Here is a 15749-nt window from a genome sequence, read left to right on the forward strand (position 1 = left end):
ACAAGGGGTTAGCAGAAAACGGATGGAAATCGATCCATCGGATGGATGTCGCTGAACTGACCGCCGGGGCCTCTCTCAAGACAGCGCTCGCCCCTCGCGCGACGTCATCCCGGCGACCGGAGGTCAGCCGGGATCGATTGACCTTGGCGGGTTGGCGCTGATCCTTTTCTTGCGACCGTTGGGTGTTTTCAGCGCGTAACCGGAGAGAAGAATAGATCCCGGCTGACCTCCGGTCGCCGGGATGACGATCGCGTGGGAGAAGAGTTGCGCAGGGCGGGCGTAACAGCGGTTGGCCGGCAAGGACCATGCAACAGGGCGGAGGGGCACAGGGCCATTCGCCCCTCTCGCCCTCGATTTCACCCCTATCTCTCCGGCCATGTCCAGGCAGGCCGGTCCGCCGCGTCCACCACGGTCTCGCCGAGCGACTTGGTGAAGTCGTGGCGCAGCGCGCCGGCGTCGTGCAGCGCGTCGGCGAGCGTGGCGTCGTGCGTCACGACGACGACCTGGCAGGTCTTCGACGCCTCGCCGATCAGCCGTGCGAGCGGCGGCAGGAGGTCGGTGTGGAGGCTGGTTTCCGGCTCATTGAGCACCATCAGACCGGGTGGTCGTGGGGTCATCAGCGCGGCAAGCAGCAGCAGGTAGCGGAGCGTTCCGTCGGAGAGCTCGGCCGCCTTCAGCGGACGCAGCAGACCGTGCTGCCGCATCAGCAGTTCGAAGCGGCCGGCGGACTCTTCTATTCGAAGCTCCGCGCCCGGAAATGCATCGTCCGCCGCCTGCGCCAGCCCCTTCGGGTCGCCGATCTCGCGGATCGTCTGCAGCGCCGCGGCGAGATCGGACCCGTCGGCGCTGAGCGCGGTTGTCCGCGTGCCCGGCCGGGCGACCCTCGCCGGCGCGTCGGCATCGGTGCGGAAATGGTCGTAGAAGCGCCATGCCCGCATGCGCTCGCGCAGGAGCAGCAATTCCGGCAGGCCACGCGGATCGGCGGCATGCGTCATCATGCTGTCGAAGGGCGCAAGCAGGCTGGTCAGCGTCGAGCGCCGGCCGGACTCGTCCAGAACCGTGACGGCTGGCCCCGAGCGGGTGGCGAAGGCATTGCGCCTGCTCAGCATCTCGCCTGCCCAGACCGCTTCGGCCTTGATCTCCGGATCGAGGTTGAACATCGAGGCCGACGGGATCGGCAGGCCGAGATCGATGGCGTAGCCATAATCGTCCGAGGCGAAGCCGAGTTTCAAACTGACCGGGTTCTGGCGGCTGGTGCCCTGGATCGCCTGGACGCCTTGCCGCATGCCGCGCGAGAACTGCTCCGGTCCCGCCCACAATGTCGACTGAAGCCCGCCTTCGGCTGCGAGCGAGGATATGACGTTGCCCTGCGCGACATCGGCCAGCAGCCGCAGCGCCTTGTAGAAGCTCGACTTGCCGGTGCCGTTGCGGCCTGTGACGACGGTCAGCTGCTCGAGCGGCAGCACGAGGTTACGGATTGAGCGGTAGCCGGCGATGGCAAGGGTGTGGATCATGACCGGTGCGCCCTGCCCTGGAAATCCGAAGACCTCTGTAGTCCGTCAATGCCCCTCGAACGACACCAGCGTCCGCACATTCACGCCCAGCGCTTCGAGCTTCTTCCGTCCGCCGAGGTCGGGCAGGTCGATGACGAAGCAGGCGGCGACGATGTCCGCGCCCATCTGCTTCAGCAGCTTCACCGCACCCTCTGCCGTGCCACCGGTGGCGATCAGGTCGTCGACCAGGATGACTTTCTCGCCGGGCTGCACGGCGTCGGTGTGCATCTCCATCTCGTCGACGCCATATTCGAGCGAGTAGGCGACGCGCACGGTGGTGTGCGGCAGCTTGCCCTTCTTGCGGATGGGGACGAAGCCGCTGGAGAGCTGGTGCGCCATCGCGCCGCCGAGGATGAAGCCACGCGCCTCGATGCCGGCGATCTTGGCGACACCGGTGCCGGAATAGGGGTGCACCAGCTCGTCGACGGCGCGGCGGAAGGCGCGCGCGTCGCCGAGCAGCGTGGTGATGTCGCGGAAAAGGATGCCGGGCTTCGGATAGTCCGGGATCGTGCGGATCGCGGACAGGAGCGTCTGTTCGAGCGTGGAGTTCATGCGCGGGCGATGGTCCGTTGAGGGCAGGATTGCATAGTCGGTATCAACCGCCACCCCGCATGGCAAGGAATACCACGCCAAGCACAACGACGAGGACAACGGCCGGCAGCGCGATCGCCAGGGCGGCCGGACCGGCGAACAGGAAGGCTGCAACCAGCCCTCCCCCGACCAGGGCCTCCGAGACGGGATAGATCACCGGCACACGATGACCGCAGCGCGCGCAGCGGCCGCGCGCGACGAGCCAGCCGAGCACGGGAACGAGTTCCAGCGCCGTCAGCTGCGCCCCGCAGCCGTCGCAATGCGAGCGCCCGGACAGCGCCGCCCATGCCGACTGGCCGACCGGCCGAGCGCGCAGCCGGTGCGCGGCAAGCCCGGCGAAGCTGGCGATCGAGGCGCCGAACAGGAAGAGCAGGAACGAGATGAACACTGCCATGGTCGCCTCGCCGTCCCCCGCCCCATCGTCGCGCGATCATGCGCCTCAAAAGCAAGGGGCGCCACATGGGCGCCCTTGTCTCAAGTCCGATCAGGTTCGGATCAGTGCGGCACCGCAGCCCAGATCTTGCGCTTCGTCATGTAGACGAGGCCGGCGAAGAGGACGAGGAACACCATCACGTTGAAGCCGGTCTGCTTGCGCGCCTCCATGTGCGGCTCGGCGGCCCACATCAGAAAGGCGGACACGTCGCGCGAATACTGGTCGACCGTCTGCGGCGAGCCGTCGTCATAGGTGACGGCGTCGTCGTTGATCGGCTTCGGCATGGCAAGCGACTTGCCGGCGATGAAATACGGATTGTAGTGCGTGCCCTCGGCGATCTCCATGCCTTCCGGCGGCGTCTCGTCGTAGCCGGTGAGCAGCGCGTGGATGTAGTCCGGTCCGCTCTCCGCATACTGCGTGAAGATGTCGAAGACGAAGGTCGGGAAGCCGCGCTCGACAGCGCGCGCCTTGGCGATCAGCGAGAAGTCCGGCGGAACGGCGCCGCCGTTGGAAGCCGCCGCCGCCTCGTCGTTCGGGAACGGCGACGGGAAGTGGTCGGACGGGATGCCGGGGCGGGTGAACATCTCGCCATCGGCGTTCGGGCCGTCCTGCACTTCGTATTCGGCGGCGAAGGCCTTCACCTGCGCCTCGTTGTAGCCGAGCTCTTCCAAGGCGCGGAACGGCACCAGCTTCATCGAATGACAGGCCGCGCAAACTTCCTTGTAGACCTTGAGGCCGCGCTGGAGCTGACCCTTGTCGTAGGTGCCGAACGGACCGGCAAACGACCAGTCCATCTCCACCGGCTTCTTGATCGGGAAGTGGGTCGGCTCGGCGGCATTGTGGCCGGCTTCTTCCGCGCCGATCGCGAGCGCGAGGTTCGCGGTGAGACCGAAGGCTGCGGCCGCCGCACCGATGAGGAACTTCTTCATCTCAAAAAATCCCTTGCGAGCCACGGTTCAGCCTTTGGTTTCCGGCGCGGCGGCGGCACCCACCGGCTGCGCGGAGGCCGCGCCCTTGTTCTTCTCGAGCACTGCCTCGGTGATCGAGTTCGGCAGCTTGCGCGGCGTCTCGATGAGGCCAAGCACCGGCATGATGATCAGGAAGAAGCCGAAATAGTAGAGCGTGCCGATCTGCGACATGATCACGTAGACACCCTCGGCCGGACGCGAGCCCAGCCAGCCGAGCAGGATGGCGTTGATCACGAACAGCCAGAAGAACAGCTTGTACCACGGACGGTAGACCGCCGAGCGCACCTTCGAGGTGTCGAGCCAGGGCACGAAGAACAGCACCGCGATCGAGCCGAACATCGCCAGCACGCCACCAAGCTTGGAGTCGATCGGGCCGATGTTGAAGGTGATGGCGCGCAGGATCGCGTAGAACGGCAGGTAATACCATTCCGGCACGATGTGGGCGGGCGTCTTCAGCGGGTTGGCGACCGTGTAGTTGTCGGGGTGGCCGAGGAAGTTCGGGATGTAGAACACGAAATAGGCAAACACGGCCAGGAACACGATCATCGCGAACGCGTCCTTGATGGTCGCATGCGGCGTGAACGGGACCGTGTCGGTCTTCGACTTCACCTCGATGCCGGTCGGGTTGGTCTGGCCGGTGACGTGCAGCGCCCAGACGTGCAGCACCACGACGCCCGCGATCATGAACGGCAGCAGGTAGTGCAGCGCGAAGAAGCGGTTCAGCGTCGGGTTGTCCACCGCGAAGCCGCCGAGCAGCAGCTGCTGGATCCAGTCGCCGACGAGCGGAATGGCGGTGAAGAAGCCGGTGATGACGGTGGCGCCCCAGAACGACATCTGGCCCCAAGGCAGCACGTAGCCCATGAAGCCGGTCGCCATCATCAGGAGGTAGATGATGCAGCCGAGGATCCAGAGCAGCTCGCGCGGCGCCTTGTAGGAGCCGTAGTAGAGACCGCGCATGATGTGGATGTAGACGGCGATGAAGAAGAACGACGCGCCGTTGGCGTGCAGGTAGCGCAAGAGCCAGCCGGAATTGACGTCGCGCATGATCTTCTCGACCGAGGTAAAGGCGAGCGTCGTGTCGGCCGCGTAGTGCATCGCCAGCACCACGCCGGTGACGATCTGCGCCACCAGCATGATCGAGAGGATGCCGCCGAAGGTGTAGGCGTAGTTCAGGTTGCGCGGCACCGGATAGGCCACGAAGGAATCGTAGATCAGCCGCGGCAGCGGCATGCGCTGGTCGATCCAGCGTCCGAGGCCCGAGCTGGGCGTATAGGTCGAGTGTCCACCGCTCATCGGAATGCTCCCCTCAACCGATCTTGATCTTCGTATCCGAGAGGAACTCGAACACCGGAACCGCGAGGTTCTCAGGCGCCGGGCCTTTGCGGATGCGGCCGGCCGTGTCGTAGTGCGAGCCGTGGCACGGGCAGAACCAGCCGCCGAAATCGCCCTGCTGGCCGAGCGGCACGCAGCCGAGATGGGTGCAGGAGCCGATCATGACGATCCAGTTCTCCTTGCCCTCGCCCGCCGAGCGGTCGATGTCGGTAGCGGGCGCGTCGGCGCCGATATTGGCGTTGCGCGCGACCGGGTCCTTGAGCTCATCGAGCTTCACCGCCTTGGCGGCCTCGACTTCCTCATTGGTGCGGTTGCGGATGAACACCGGCTTGCCGCGCCATTTGGCCGTCACCGACATGCCGGGCTCGATCGCCGAGACGTCCACCTCGATCGTGGCGAGCGCGAGCGTCGAGGCGTCGGGGCGCATCTGGTCGATGAACGGCCAAGCGAGGCCCGCCACGCCAACGGCGCCGGCGGCGCCAGTGGCGATGTACAGAAAATCGCGGCGATTGGGATCGGCTGATTCGGTCGCGCTCACGTGACAATCTTCCTTTTGTCTCGCACTGCCTAAAAGGCTGGACCCGGCACCATCAGACGCCCAAACACGCGGCGTCTCCCGGCTCGGAGTCGGGCAATATTGTGGCGAGGTTTCTATGCGTCGCGTCCGGCCTTGTCCAGACGCCGACACAGGCTGTGGGCAGTTTGTCGCGGGGGTGGCGCGGACTGTCTGCCAACGACAGGGAAGTGACGCGTTCGTCCCTCCGGGCAGCCCCATCCGCCGCCCGGCAGTCGGCAGTATTCAACAGCTCAAACCAGCGATCGAAAAGTGCGCTCGAGGCATTGGCATGATGCAGCTCGCCCAACGTCAACGGCACGTTCGAGATCGTATGGACAGTAGTGAACTTCTGGGTAACATTTCAGGTTGCCGGCAATAGGCGGACGGCAATCGGAAGTTCAGGCGGCAGCAAGGTGCCTCTGACGAGTTGGGGGATAAACGCATGACAAAACTACGGATCTTCGCATTCGCTCTGCTCTCGACGGTATTTGTCGACGCGCAAGTAGCAGGTGCGCTGGCCAAGGAGGAAGCCAAGAAGACCGATCGGCAGTCTACTTATGCCAAATCGAAGAAGCCCGCCAAGGCGAAATCCGCGGGACTCGCGGGCAGCGAGGGCAACGTACGTCGTCGAGTTCTCTATACGCGGGAGATGAGCGGTGGGTGCGGGAAAATGTACAAGCAGTACGTCGCCGCCTCGGGCCACTCGGCCTTCGCCTCTACGCCGATCGACTATTTCTACGGATCGAGCGTCTGCGCCACGGCGCTCAATGCAGCGAGCGCCAAGGCCGCGGAGGAACGCGCGATGGCGTCCTGCCGGGCCGGAGCCAAGAAATACAAGAGCGCCGGAGAAATCGGCGTGTCGGGCGCCTGCGAGATCTTCATGTCGAAGTAAGGCGCAGCTATCGGGCGCCCAGTCGCGCCAGGATGCGCTTTGGTATTCCCATCTCGCGGATGACGTCGTCGTGGCGGCGCATGCCGCAAAGTTCGCGCTGGATGAAATAGGCCTGCACAGCGGCGGCGACGGCGCGCAGACGCTTTTCGCGCGCCTCGCCTTCGAGCCCGGCCTCGTCCTCCGCGAGCTTCGCCAGCGCCTGCTCGGCCCTGCGCCCGGCTTCGCCGAGCGAACTCGCCATCTCGCCGAGGATCTCGTGCTCGACCGGCTGCAGCCCGGTGGCGCTTGATGCGCGCTCGACGGTGATGCGGCCGGGCAGGCGCAGCGCCATCGGCTACTCCGCGGCGAGCCGATCGGCGAGGAAGCCGCCCGACTGGCGCTCCCACAGCTTGGCATAGAGCCCGCCTTTGGCAATCAGGCTCTCATGCGTGCCCTCCTCCACGATGCGACCCTTGTCGATGACGACGAGGCGGTCGAGTGCCGCGATGGTCGAGAGGCGGTGCGCGATGGCCAGCACGGTCTTACCCTCCATCATCGTGTAGAGGTTCTCCTGGATCGCGGCCTCGATCTCCGAATCGAGCGCCGAGGTCGCCTCGTCGAGGATGAGGATCGGCGCATTCTTCAACATCATCCGCGCGATGGCGATGCGCTGACGCTGGCCGCCGGACAGCTTGACGCCGCGCTCGCCGACATGCGCGTCATAGCCCTTGCGCCCTTTCGGGTCGGACACGTTGACGATGAACTCGTGCGCCGACGCCTTCTTCGCCGCGGCGATGATCTCCTCCTCGGTGGCGTCCGGCTTGCCATAGGCGATGTTGTCGCGGATCGAGCGATGCATCAGCATCGCGTCCTGGCTGACCACGCCGAACTGGGCGCGCAGCGAGGCTTGCGTGACCGAGCGGATGTCGCGGCCGTCGAGCAGGATGCGACCGCTCTCGACATCGAACAGCCTGAGCGCCAGATTGACCAGCGTCGTCTTGCCGGCGCCCGACGGGCCGACCAGCGCCACCCGCTCGCCCGGGCGGATGTGCAGGTCGAGATTGGAGATGATGCCGCTCTTCTTGCCGTAGTGGAAGGAGACGTCCTCGTAGACGAGATCGCCCTTGGCGCGCGGCATCACGGTCGCGTCCGGCGCGTCCTTGATGCCAGGCTCGACGGAGATCACCGTCGTCGCGTCCTGCACGGTGGCGAAGTTGCGGATCAGGCCGTTGATGTTGAACATCATGTAGCCCGACATCTGGTTGAGCCGGAACACCAGGCCCAGCGCCGCGGCCACCTCGCCCGTGGTGGCGGCGCCACCCATCCACTTGTTGACGGCCAGCACCGCGACGCCGGCCATCATGAAGCCGTTGAGCAGCGCCACCGCAGCCCGCACCGTGGTGATCGAGCGTGTGAGCTGCTTCACCGCGTCGAGATAGCGCTGCATGCCCTCGCGCACATAGTTGTGCTCGCGGCCGCCCGAATCGAACAGCTTCACCGCCATGATGTTGGTGAAGGCATCGACAATGCGGCCGTTGACGATCGAGCGCTCGTCCGCCGTGCGGCGGCCTGCCTGCCTGAGGGGCGGGAGCAGATGGTATGCGGCCCAAAGATAGCCTGCGACCCAGACGGCCAGCACCACGCCCATGATGGGATCGAGCGCGCCGAGGATCGTGGCGGCGAGGATCAGGAAGGTGAGGAAGCTCCAGACCGTCTGCAACGAGGAGACGATGAAGTCGCCCGTCGCCTCGCCGCCCTGCAGGATCTTGGTGGCGATGCGGCCCGCGAAATCGTTCTGGTAGAATTCGTAGGGCTGGTCCATCACGCGCCGAAAGGCCTGCCAGCGCACGAGCTGGTAAAAATTCGGCACGACGACCTGCTGCTCGACGACCGCGTTGCCGATCATGACCACGGCGCGGATGACGAGGATCAGGAACAGGAACGCGGCGAGATGCGGCCAGTAGTCGGCGATCAGCGTCGCCGGATTGGCCGCGTCGAGCAGGTCGATCAGCCAGCCGACCGACCAGTAGAGCGCCGCATCGACCGCGCCCGACAGGCCACCGGCGATCAGCAGCAGCACGAAGGGCATCTTCGCCTGGCGGGCAAAGAACAGGATGAACTGCCACGCATCGCGCGGCAGCACCGGCCGATCCGTGTCGGCGAAGGCGTCGACCACGTTCTCGAAAGGGGAGTAGAGGCGGTCCTGGAGGGTCTTGGAATCGTTCATCTACGGCTAATGTAGTCCCCTGCTGCCAGCCGGACATCCCCTCTTTGTCAGGATGAAGAAAATGTAATGGGCGGAGGGGCGGATCGAGGCGGCCCCCTCACCCGGCCTCCGCTTCGCTCGGCCACCCTCTCCCCGACGGGGAGAGGAGGTCTACGACCGTCGCGGCCACCTTTCCTCCGGATCGCGAAGGCGCTGGCGAACCTCCTCTCCCCTCAGGGAGAGGGTGGCCGAGCGAAGCGGAGGCCGGGTGAGGGTCGGCGACCTGCCCTACTCCGCTGCCGCCTCGACCTTGCCCTCCTCTTCGGGCGTCTCGTCGAGCAGGAAGCCGCCGGACTGGCGCGCCCAGAGCTGGGCGTAGAGCCCTCCCCGCTTCACCAGCTCCTCATGCGTCCCGTCCTCGACGATCCGGCCCTTGTCCATGACGATCAGCCGGTCCATCGCTGCGATGGTGGAGAGGCGGTGCGCGATGGCGATCACGGTCTTGCCCTCCATCAGCCGGTAGAGGTTCTCCTGGATCGCCGCCTCGACCTCGGAATCGAGCGCCGAGGTCGCTTCGTCCAGGATCAGGATCGGCGCGTCCTTGAGCATGACGCGGGCGATCGCCACGCGCTGGCGCTGGCCGCCCGACAGTTTGACGCCGCGCTCGCCGACATGGGCGTCGTAGCCCTGGCGGCCCTTGGGGTCGCGCAGGCCCTGGATGAAGCCATCGATCTCCGCCTTGCGCGCGGCGTCCAGCATCATTTCCTCGGTCGCGTCGGGGCGGCCGTAGGTGATGTTGTCGCGCACCGAGCGGTGCAGCAGCGAGGTGTCCTGCGTGACGACGCCGATGTTGGCGCGCAGGCTGTCCTGCGTGACGCCGGCGATGTCCTGCCCGTCGATCAGGATGCGACCGCCCTCGATGTCGTAGAAGCGCAGCAGCAGATTGACCAGCGTCGATTTGCCGGCGCCCGAGCGGCCGACCACACCGATCTTCTCGCCGGCCTTGACCGTCAACGTCAGTCCCTCGATGATGCCGCGCTTCTTGCCGTAGTGGAACCGCACGTCCTCGAAGGAGAGGTCGCCGCGCGAAACGACGATGTCCTTCGCGCCCGGCCTGTCCTCGACGAGCCGCGGCAGCGCGATCGACGTGATGCCGTCCTGCACCGTGCCGATGTTCTCGAACAGCGCCGACACCTCCCACATGATCCATTGCGACATGCCCCACAGCCGCAGCACCAGCGCCATGGCGACCGCGACGGCGCCGATGGTGACGACGTCGCCCAGCCAGAACCAGATGGCCAGCGCCGAGATGACGAGGAGCAGGGTCGAGTTGAGCACGTAGAGCGTGCCGTAGAGGCCGGTCACCAGCCGCATCGACCGGTGGACCGTATCCAGGAACTCGCTCATGCCCTGCCGCGCATAGGCAGCTTCGCGGCGCGAATGGCTGAACAGCTTCACCGTCTGGATGTTGGTGTAGCTGTCGACCACGCGGCCGGTCATCATCGAGCGCGCGTCGGCCTGTTCCTCCGCGACCTTGCCCAGCCGTGGAATGAAGTAATAGAGCAGGCCGATATAGGCCGCGATCCAGCCGACCAGCGGCAAGGCCAGCCGCCAGTCGGACGAGCCGATGATGAACAGCATGCCGAGGAAGTAGACGACGACGTAGTTCAGCACGTCGACGAGCTTGACGATGCATTCGCGGATGGCGAGCGCCGTCTGCATCAGCTTGGTGGCGACGCGGCCGGCGAACTCGTCCTGATAGAAGGTCATCGACTGCTTGAGCAGATAGCGGTGCACCATCCAGCGGATGCGCATGGGGAAATTGCCCATCAGCGACTGCTGGTTGAACAGCGACTGCGCGAAGACCATGGACGGCAGCAGGATCATCACGACCACGGCCATGCCGATAAGCTTCCACTTCTCGGTCTGGAGGAAGGTCTCGCGGCTCTGCGCCGACAGCCAGTCGACGATGTTGCCAACGAAGCCGAACATCCAAACCTCGGCGATCGCGATGCCGGCCGAGAACAGCGCGCCCGCGATGATGAGCGGCCACGTGCCCTTGGCATAGTGCAGGCAGAAGGCGAGGAAGGATCTTGGCGGTTCCGTCGGCTCCGCGGCGGGAAACGGATCGAGCAGGGACTCGAACCAGCGGAAGAGTGCAGTCATCATGGTCTCACCTGTGCCCGCTGCGCGGCGCGATCGGTTTCACGACCACGGCGCGGTCCTTGCCGCGCGGGCCGTTGGTGGCGGCCTTCACGGCCGGTTTCGTTCCCTTCGGGCCGGTCGCACGGCCAGGATGGGGATTGGTCGCCTGCCCTCCAAGCGCCCTGCCGACGGCTGCCGACAGGGCATTGTCGGTAGGTGCGGCGGGCTTTCCGATCGTTTCGGACGGAATGGGAAGGGCGGAATGTGCGGGGTGACCCGGCTTGGCATGCATCGTCGAACTCCACGGAAAGCGATTGGCTTTACGGGCAGCCCCAGCGAACGATGCTCAAAGTGTCAGGATCGGTCGAACCAGGGTGCCGTCAGGCGGAAGGCCCAATCAGGCGGGCAGGCGCATAGCGCAGCTGGTAGTCCATTCCGCCCTCCTTGGTTCGAGTTGACGAGGAGCGCCGTATAGACGACTTCTCCGGCAAAGGCCAGCCCGTGTGCCGACACTTTGCCGACAGTCGCGGATGGGTGTTGCCCGGAAGCCTCACCCGTCTCGACCTGAATCAAAGTGCGAAGTCCATGACTCACGATCTCCACATCGCGCTCTACCAGCCTGAAATCCCTGGCAATACCGGCGCGATCCTGCGGCTCGCGGCCTGCTTCTCGGCCACCGTCGACATCATCCGGCCGATCGGCTTCGAACTGTCGGACCGGACGCTGAAGCGCGCCGGCATGGACTATCTGGAGATCGCCGCGATCCGCGAGCACGCCGATTTCGCCGCCTTCGAGGACTGGCGGCGCCAGAGCGGCCGAAGGCTGGTGCTGATGTCGACGAAGGCCGAGAGGGCCTACACCGATTTCGCCTTCCGGCCCGACGACGTGCTGATGCTCGGCCGCGAATCGTCCGGCGTGCCCGACAGCGTTCACGCCCTCGCCGACGCCGAGCTGCGCATCCCGATCCGCCCCGAGGCGCGCAGCCTCAACCTCGGCATGAGCGCCGCGATCACGCTGAGCGAGGCGGTACGGCAGATTGGGCGCACTTGAAAATTCGTACGAATATGGCAATCTTTGCCAAAAACTGGAGATCGACCATGGCTACGATGAACATTTCCCTCCCCGACCAGATGCGCGAGTGGGTCGAGGCGCAGGCGAAGTCCGGCAGATACGGCAATGCCAGCGACTACATGCGCGACCTTATCCGGCACGACCAAGAACGGGCCGAAAAGATCGCGCATATGCAGAAGCTGGTGGATGAGGCTCGGGCGAGCGGGATCTCGGACAAGACTGCCGATGAAGTGATTGCAACTGCGCGGGCGAAAGCACGAGCCGGTGGCATATAGCCTTTCGCCGCGGGCAGAGGCCGATCTCGAGCGGCTTTATCGCGAAGGCTTCGACCGCTTCGGGGAGAAGCAGGCCGATCTTTATGCGCTCGACCTGATCAGGGCCTTCGAACTGCTCGGCGAAAATCCGGGAATGGCGCGGCTGAGATATGAGATCGAGCCGCCTGCCCGTATCCACTCGCACCGCTCGCATCTGATCATCTACGAGGAGGTGGACGATCTCGTCGTCATCCTTCGCATTCGCCACGCCTGCGAGAATTGGGCCGAGCGCCCGCTCTAATCCGCCGTCGGCAACCGTCGCATCGTGAACTCGATCACGTCGTCGGGGCGTTCGCGCCAGCTTTCGATCGCGGTCCAGTACGCCTGTTTCGGCCAGCGGTCGAACCATTCGCGGGCCTTCTGGCGGGCGACCGGGCGAGGGAGTGCGAAAGTCTCCCGCACGAAGCCGTCGCGGGGAAGGCGTATCCCCTCGGCTCTCTGCCGGTCCAGACTTCGCTTCAGGCCGTCCAGCGGCGGCCGTGTCGGAGTGCCCACGCGACATCCTCCTTGACCCGTCTGGATTGAAGTTTAGGGATCGCATCCGAAAAAGACGAGTCCTTTGTGGATCGAGCGGAGTGCGCATGGAACGGCCCGAGATCCCGGCAGGCCTGCCGGACGACATCGAAGACAAGAAGGCGGCGGCCCGAGCCTGGTTCGAGGAACTGCGCGACCGCATCTGCGCCGGCTTCGAGAAGATCGAGGACGAACTGACGGGGCCGCAGTCATCGTGGTCGCCGGGCCGCTTCGAGCGCACGCCCTGGCTGCGCAAGGAGGGCGAAGGCGGCGGCGGGGTGATGTCGATGATGTACGGCCGCGTCTTCGAGAAGGTCGGCGTCCACACCTCCACCGTCCACGGCGAGTTCTCGCCGGAGTTCCGCAAGCAGATCCCCGGGGCCGAGGACGATCCGCGCTTCTGGGCGTCGGGCATCTCGCTGATCGCGCATCCGCACAATCCGAACGTGCCGGCCGTGCACATGAACACGCGCATGGTCGTCACCTCGCGGCAGTGGTTCGGCGGCGGCGCGGACCTGACGCCGGTGCTCGACCGGCGCAGGACGCAGGAGGATGCCGATTCGATCGCCTTCCACCGCGCGATGCAGTTCGTCTGCGACCGGCACGCGGCGGTCGCGGACTACGGGCGCTACAAGGCATGGTGCGACGAGTATTTCTTCCTGCCGCACCGCAACGAGCCGCGCGGCATCGGCGGCATCTTCTACGACTGGCTGCATTCGGACGAGGACAAGGGCGGCTGGGCCGCCGACTTCGCCTTCACGCAGGATGTCGGCCGCACCTTCCTCGTCGTCTACGACCACATCCTGCGCAGGAACTTCAATCTCAACTGGACCGACGCCGACCGCGAGGAGCAGTTGATCCGGCGCGGCCGCTATGTCGAGTTCAACCTGCTCTACGACCGCGGCACGACCTTCGGCCTCAGGACCGGCGGCAATGTCGACTCGATCCTGTCGTCGATGCCTCCCGAGGTGAAGTGGCCATAGGCTGTCGGAGATTGCCGGACCATCCGCGACAGCCTCCGACAGGGTTGCCCGTCGGCATACATCCGTGTGCGTCGCATAGCCGCTGCGCACGCCGCCCCATTCCTTCCACAAAGCGTTGAATCCGCTGGCGAATATGGCGGTGACGCCGCGCAGGATTTTCTTTTTCGTCTAATGGCGCAGCCGTTCGGCAGGTCTATTTTCCACGCCGTGGCCGGGAAACGCCGGCGGCTCCCCCAAGCCGCGACACGACGCAACCTGACGGCCATGTCCTGCAGAGCCGCGCCCTAGAAGAGGCGGCCGATTTTCAGGAGTAACCGACATGCGCAACCATCTCGTTCCCGTTACGGCAGCCGCCCTCGTCGCGGTGTCGTCGTTCGCCTTCGCCGCCACGCAGCATCACGCGACCGGCAGCGTGAAGACCTACGACAGCAAGGCGATGACGCTCTCGCTCGACGACGGCTCGACCTACACCCTGCCGAAGAGCTTCAAGGACCCGGGCCTCAAGACCGGCGAGAAGGTCAATGTGGCGTGGCAGCAGAGCGGAACCATGAAGATGGTCGACAAGGTCACGATCCAGAAGTGATCCAGGGCGGCGGCGGAGCTTCCGGCTCCGCCGCCTCGCCTGCATCTCACTCCCGCACCAGCGAGCGCAACTGGCCGGCGGGCAGGTCGGCGATCTGGGACAGGTTCATCGTCTCGAGTTCGGGATGGGCCAGCGGATCTCGCAGCCAGTCGGCGCAGGCCGCCGCGCAATCGGCGAAGGAGCGCGATACGCCGGCGCGGCCGGCGAGATCGGACAGCAGGGTCGTCAAAAACTTCAGCATGGCAGCCTCCGTTCAAGTTCCATGCTCCAATCATGCGGCCGAAACACCACTTTCTCAATGGAGAATGCTTCGCCTATGATATAGAAAAACTGCATGAACCGTCTGCAGCGCTTCCATATCAACGGCCTCAAGGCACTCGAATCCGTCGGTCGGCTGGGCTCGCTCCAGGCGGCGGCCGACGAACTGGGCGTGACGCCCGGCGCCGTCAGCCAGCACCTGATCCGCGCCGAGCGGCAACTGGGCCGCGCCGTCTTCACCCGCACGCCGAAGGGCCTGCTGCCGACCGCTCTCGGCGCCCGCCTCCTGCCGCGCCTCACCGCCGCCTTCCGCACACTGGACGACGCACTCGCCGTCGCCGAAGAGGACCGCGAGCGCGCGCTCACGGTGTCGGTGGCGCCCGTGCTCGCTTCGAAATGGCTGGTGCCGCGCCTGTCGCGCTTCCGGGCCGCGCATCCCGACATCCGCATCCGCATCGATGCCACGACGGAGATCGTCGACCTCGATTCCTCGGATATCGACCTTGCGCTGAGGGTCGGTCGCGGCGACTGGGCGAACGTGCGCCTGCGCCGGATGCTGCCGATGGAGGTCTTCCCGGTCTGCGCGCCGGCGCTTGCGCAGACGCTGCGGTCGCCGGAGGACCTGCGCAGCGCGCCGATCGTGCTCGATTCCGGTGCGCGCGGCATCTGGGACCACTGGCTGGCGCCTTACGGCATGAAGGAGACGGACCTCGGCCCGGCCGACCACTTCACCGACGCCTCGCTGTGCGCCGACGCCGCGATCGGCGGCCAGGGCGTCATGCTCGGCTGGCACACGCTGGCGGTCGACGCGATCCGGGCCGGGCTTCTCGTCGCCCCCTTCGCTCGCGCGGTCGACATCGGCACGGGCTATTTCGCCGTCACCTCGCCCACCCGGCCGGAGACCAGGCAGATGAAGGCGTTTCTCGCCTGGGTCGAGGAGGAAATGGCCGCGACGGCGCGCGAATTCGGCAGACCGACGGCGGCGAAAAGGGCGTGAGGCCGAGGCGAGCTTAGAGCGGAACGTACAAGCTCTTGCCGCATTTCCGGCTATACTCGCCGCCCATAAGAAAGAAGGGAGAAACGCCATGAAGGAATTCCACTGCGGCTCGCTGGTGCCGGGATGCGAATGGCATACGCGCCACGAGGAAGAGGCCGAGATCATGCGCCGCGCGGTCCAGCATATGCGCGAGACCCACGGCGAGACCGTCATGCGCGAATCGATGATCGACGCGATCCGCTCGCGCATCGAGAAGGTGCGCCACGCCGCCTGACGCCTGTTCCGGCCGGGACATACCTAACGAATCATCTACCTGCGACCCCACCGGCCGCGGGTAATTGCGTGCAACTTCAAGACGTTCCGTAACTTCAAAAT

At 65.7% G+C, this 15749-nt stretch carries 20 protein-coding genes; 8 read left to right on the plus strand and 12 right to left on the minus strand.

Features of this window, described 5'->3' with window-relative positions:
• Positions 1-362: 362 nt before the first annotated feature.
• The 6 genes from B9Z03_RS21280 to petA all read right to left on the minus strand — a co-directional run bounded on the left by B9Z03_RS21280 (position 363) and on the right by petA (position 5415).
• Positions 363-1514: an AAA family ATPase gene (locus B9Z03_RS21280; protein ID WP_085466044.1), complete on the minus strand. Its 1152-nt coding sequence runs from the start codon at positions 1512-1514 to the stop codon at positions 363-365.
• Between the two features lie 45 nt (positions 1515-1559).
• Positions 1560-2105, minus strand: coding sequence for an adenine phosphoribosyltransferase (locus B9Z03_RS21285; RefSeq protein WP_085466045.1), 546 nt, complete (start codon positions 2103-2105; stop codon positions 1560-1562).
• Between the two features lie 43 nt (positions 2106-2148).
• Positions 2149-2538, minus strand: coding sequence for a prepilin peptidase (locus B9Z03_RS21290; RefSeq protein ID WP_085466046.1), 390 nt, complete (start codon positions 2536-2538; stop codon positions 2149-2151).
• A gap of 101 nt (positions 2539-2639) precedes the next feature.
• The gene (locus tag B9Z03_RS21295) at positions 2640-3506 is read right to left on the minus strand and encodes a cytochrome c1 (RefSeq protein WP_085466047.1); all 867 of its coding nucleotides are present in this window, start codon (positions 3504-3506) and stop codon (positions 2640-2642) included.
• 27 nt (positions 3507-3533) lie between these two features.
• Entirely contained in the window at positions 3534-4838 is a 1305-nt protein-coding gene (locus tag B9Z03_RS21300; RefSeq protein ID WP_085466048.1) for a cytochrome b, read from the minus strand.
• A 13-nt stretch (positions 4839-4851) separates the two neighbouring features.
• A complete protein-coding gene (gene petA / locus B9Z03_RS21305; RefSeq protein ID WP_085466049.1) occupies positions 4852-5415 on the minus strand; it encodes a ubiquinol-cytochrome c reductase iron-sulfur subunit in 564 nt (187 codons plus the stop codon).
• Between the two features lie 460 nt (positions 5416-5875).
• On the opposite strand from petA, the gene B9Z03_RS29525 reads away from it, so the two are divergent.
• Positions 5876-6325 carry a hypothetical protein gene (locus B9Z03_RS29525; protein ID WP_139832357.1) on the plus strand — a complete coding sequence of 150 codons (450 nt, stop codon included), beginning with the start codon at positions 5876-5878 and terminating at the stop codon, positions 6323-6325.
• 7 nt (positions 6326-6332) lie between these two features.
• On the opposite strand, the gene B9Z03_RS21315 is transcribed toward B9Z03_RS29525, so the two are convergent.
• The 4 genes from B9Z03_RS21315 to B9Z03_RS21330 form a co-directional block, all read right to left on the minus strand.
• A complete protein-coding gene (locus B9Z03_RS21315) occupies positions 6333-6656 on the minus strand; it encodes a DUF6665 family protein (protein WP_085466050.1) in 324 nt (107 codons plus the stop codon).
• Positions 6657-6659: 3 nt separating this feature from the next.
• Entirely contained in the window at positions 6660-8531 is a 1872-nt protein-coding gene (locus tag B9Z03_RS21320; RefSeq protein ID WP_085466051.1) for an ABC transporter ATP-binding protein, read from the minus strand.
• 267 nt (positions 8532-8798) lie between these two features.
• Positions 8799-10679 carry an ABC transporter ATP-binding protein gene (locus B9Z03_RS21325; RefSeq protein WP_085466052.1) on the minus strand — a complete coding sequence of 627 codons (1881 nt, stop codon included), beginning with the start codon at positions 10677-10679 and terminating at the stop codon, positions 8799-8801.
• Positions 10680-10683: 4 nt separating this feature from the next.
• Complete coding sequence (locus B9Z03_RS21330) at positions 10684-10947, minus strand: hypothetical protein (protein WP_085466053.1); 264 nt, start codon at positions 10945-10947, stop codon at positions 10684-10686.
• A 293-nt stretch (positions 10948-11240) separates the two neighbouring features.
• On the opposite strand from B9Z03_RS21330, the gene B9Z03_RS21335 reads away from it, so the two are divergent.
• The 3 genes from B9Z03_RS21335 to B9Z03_RS21345 are packed head-to-tail and all read left to right on the plus strand — an operon-like array spanning position 11241 to position 12281.
• Positions 11241-11705, plus strand: a complete 465-nt coding sequence (locus B9Z03_RS21335) for a tRNA (cytidine(34)-2'-O)-methyltransferase (RefSeq protein WP_085466054.1) — start codon at positions 11241-11243, stop codon at positions 11703-11705.
• Positions 11706-11752: 47 nt separating this feature from the next.
• Positions 11753-12001 carry a type II toxin-antitoxin system ParD family antitoxin gene (locus tag B9Z03_RS21340; RefSeq protein ID WP_139832358.1) on the plus strand — a complete coding sequence of 83 codons (249 nt, stop codon included), beginning with the start codon at positions 11753-11755 and terminating at the stop codon, positions 11999-12001.
• Entirely contained in the window at positions 11991-12281 is a 291-nt protein-coding gene (locus tag B9Z03_RS21345) for a type II toxin-antitoxin system RelE/ParE family toxin (protein ID WP_085466055.1), read from the plus strand. The genes B9Z03_RS21340 and B9Z03_RS21345 overlap by 11 nt, the downstream gene beginning before the upstream one ends.
• On the opposite strand, the gene B9Z03_RS21350 is transcribed toward B9Z03_RS21345, so the two are convergent.
• On the minus strand, positions 12278-12535 hold the full coding sequence (locus tag B9Z03_RS21350; protein WP_085466056.1) for a hypothetical protein: 258 nt from the start codon (positions 12533-12535) through the stop codon (positions 12278-12280). The two genes, B9Z03_RS21345 and B9Z03_RS21350, sit on opposite strands and share 4 nt — an antisense overlap.
• Before the next feature lie 86 nt (positions 12536-12621).
• On the opposite strand from B9Z03_RS21350, the gene hemF reads away from it, so the two are divergent.
• Together hemF and B9Z03_RS21360 are read left to right on the plus strand one after the other, a co-directional pair.
• Positions 12622-13536, plus strand: a complete 915-nt coding sequence (gene hemF / locus B9Z03_RS21355; protein WP_085466057.1) for an oxygen-dependent coproporphyrinogen oxidase — start codon at positions 12622-12624, stop codon at positions 13534-13536.
• 319 nt (positions 13537-13855) lie between these two features.
• Complete coding sequence (locus B9Z03_RS21360; protein WP_085466058.1) at positions 13856-14119, plus strand: DUF1344 domain-containing protein; 264 nt, start codon at positions 13856-13858, stop codon at positions 14117-14119.
• Positions 14120-14165: 46 nt separating this feature from the next.
• On the opposite strand, the gene B9Z03_RS21365 is transcribed toward B9Z03_RS21360, so the two are convergent.
• Positions 14166-14360: a hypothetical protein gene (locus tag B9Z03_RS21365; protein ID WP_085466059.1), complete on the minus strand. Its 195-nt coding sequence runs from the start codon at positions 14358-14360 to the stop codon at positions 14166-14168.
• Between the two features lie 93 nt (positions 14361-14453).
• Here B9Z03_RS21365 and B9Z03_RS21370 point away from each other — a divergent pair, with 93 nt between their 5' ends.
• Positions 14454-15374, plus strand: coding sequence for a LysR substrate-binding domain-containing protein (locus B9Z03_RS21370; protein WP_085466060.1), 921 nt, complete (start codon positions 14454-14456; stop codon positions 15372-15374).
• Between the two features lie 88 nt (positions 15375-15462).
• On the plus strand, positions 15463-15648 hold the full coding sequence (locus tag B9Z03_RS21375; RefSeq protein ID WP_085466061.1) for a DUF1059 domain-containing protein: 186 nt from the start codon (positions 15463-15465) through the stop codon (positions 15646-15648).
• The last annotated feature ends 101 nt before the right edge of the window (positions 15649-15749 follow it).

Source organism: Mesorhizobium australicum (genome assembly GCF_900177325.1).
GTDB classification, from domain to species: Bacteria; Pseudomonadota; Alphaproteobacteria; order Rhizobiales; family Rhizobiaceae; genus Mesorhizobium_A; species Mesorhizobium_A australicum_A.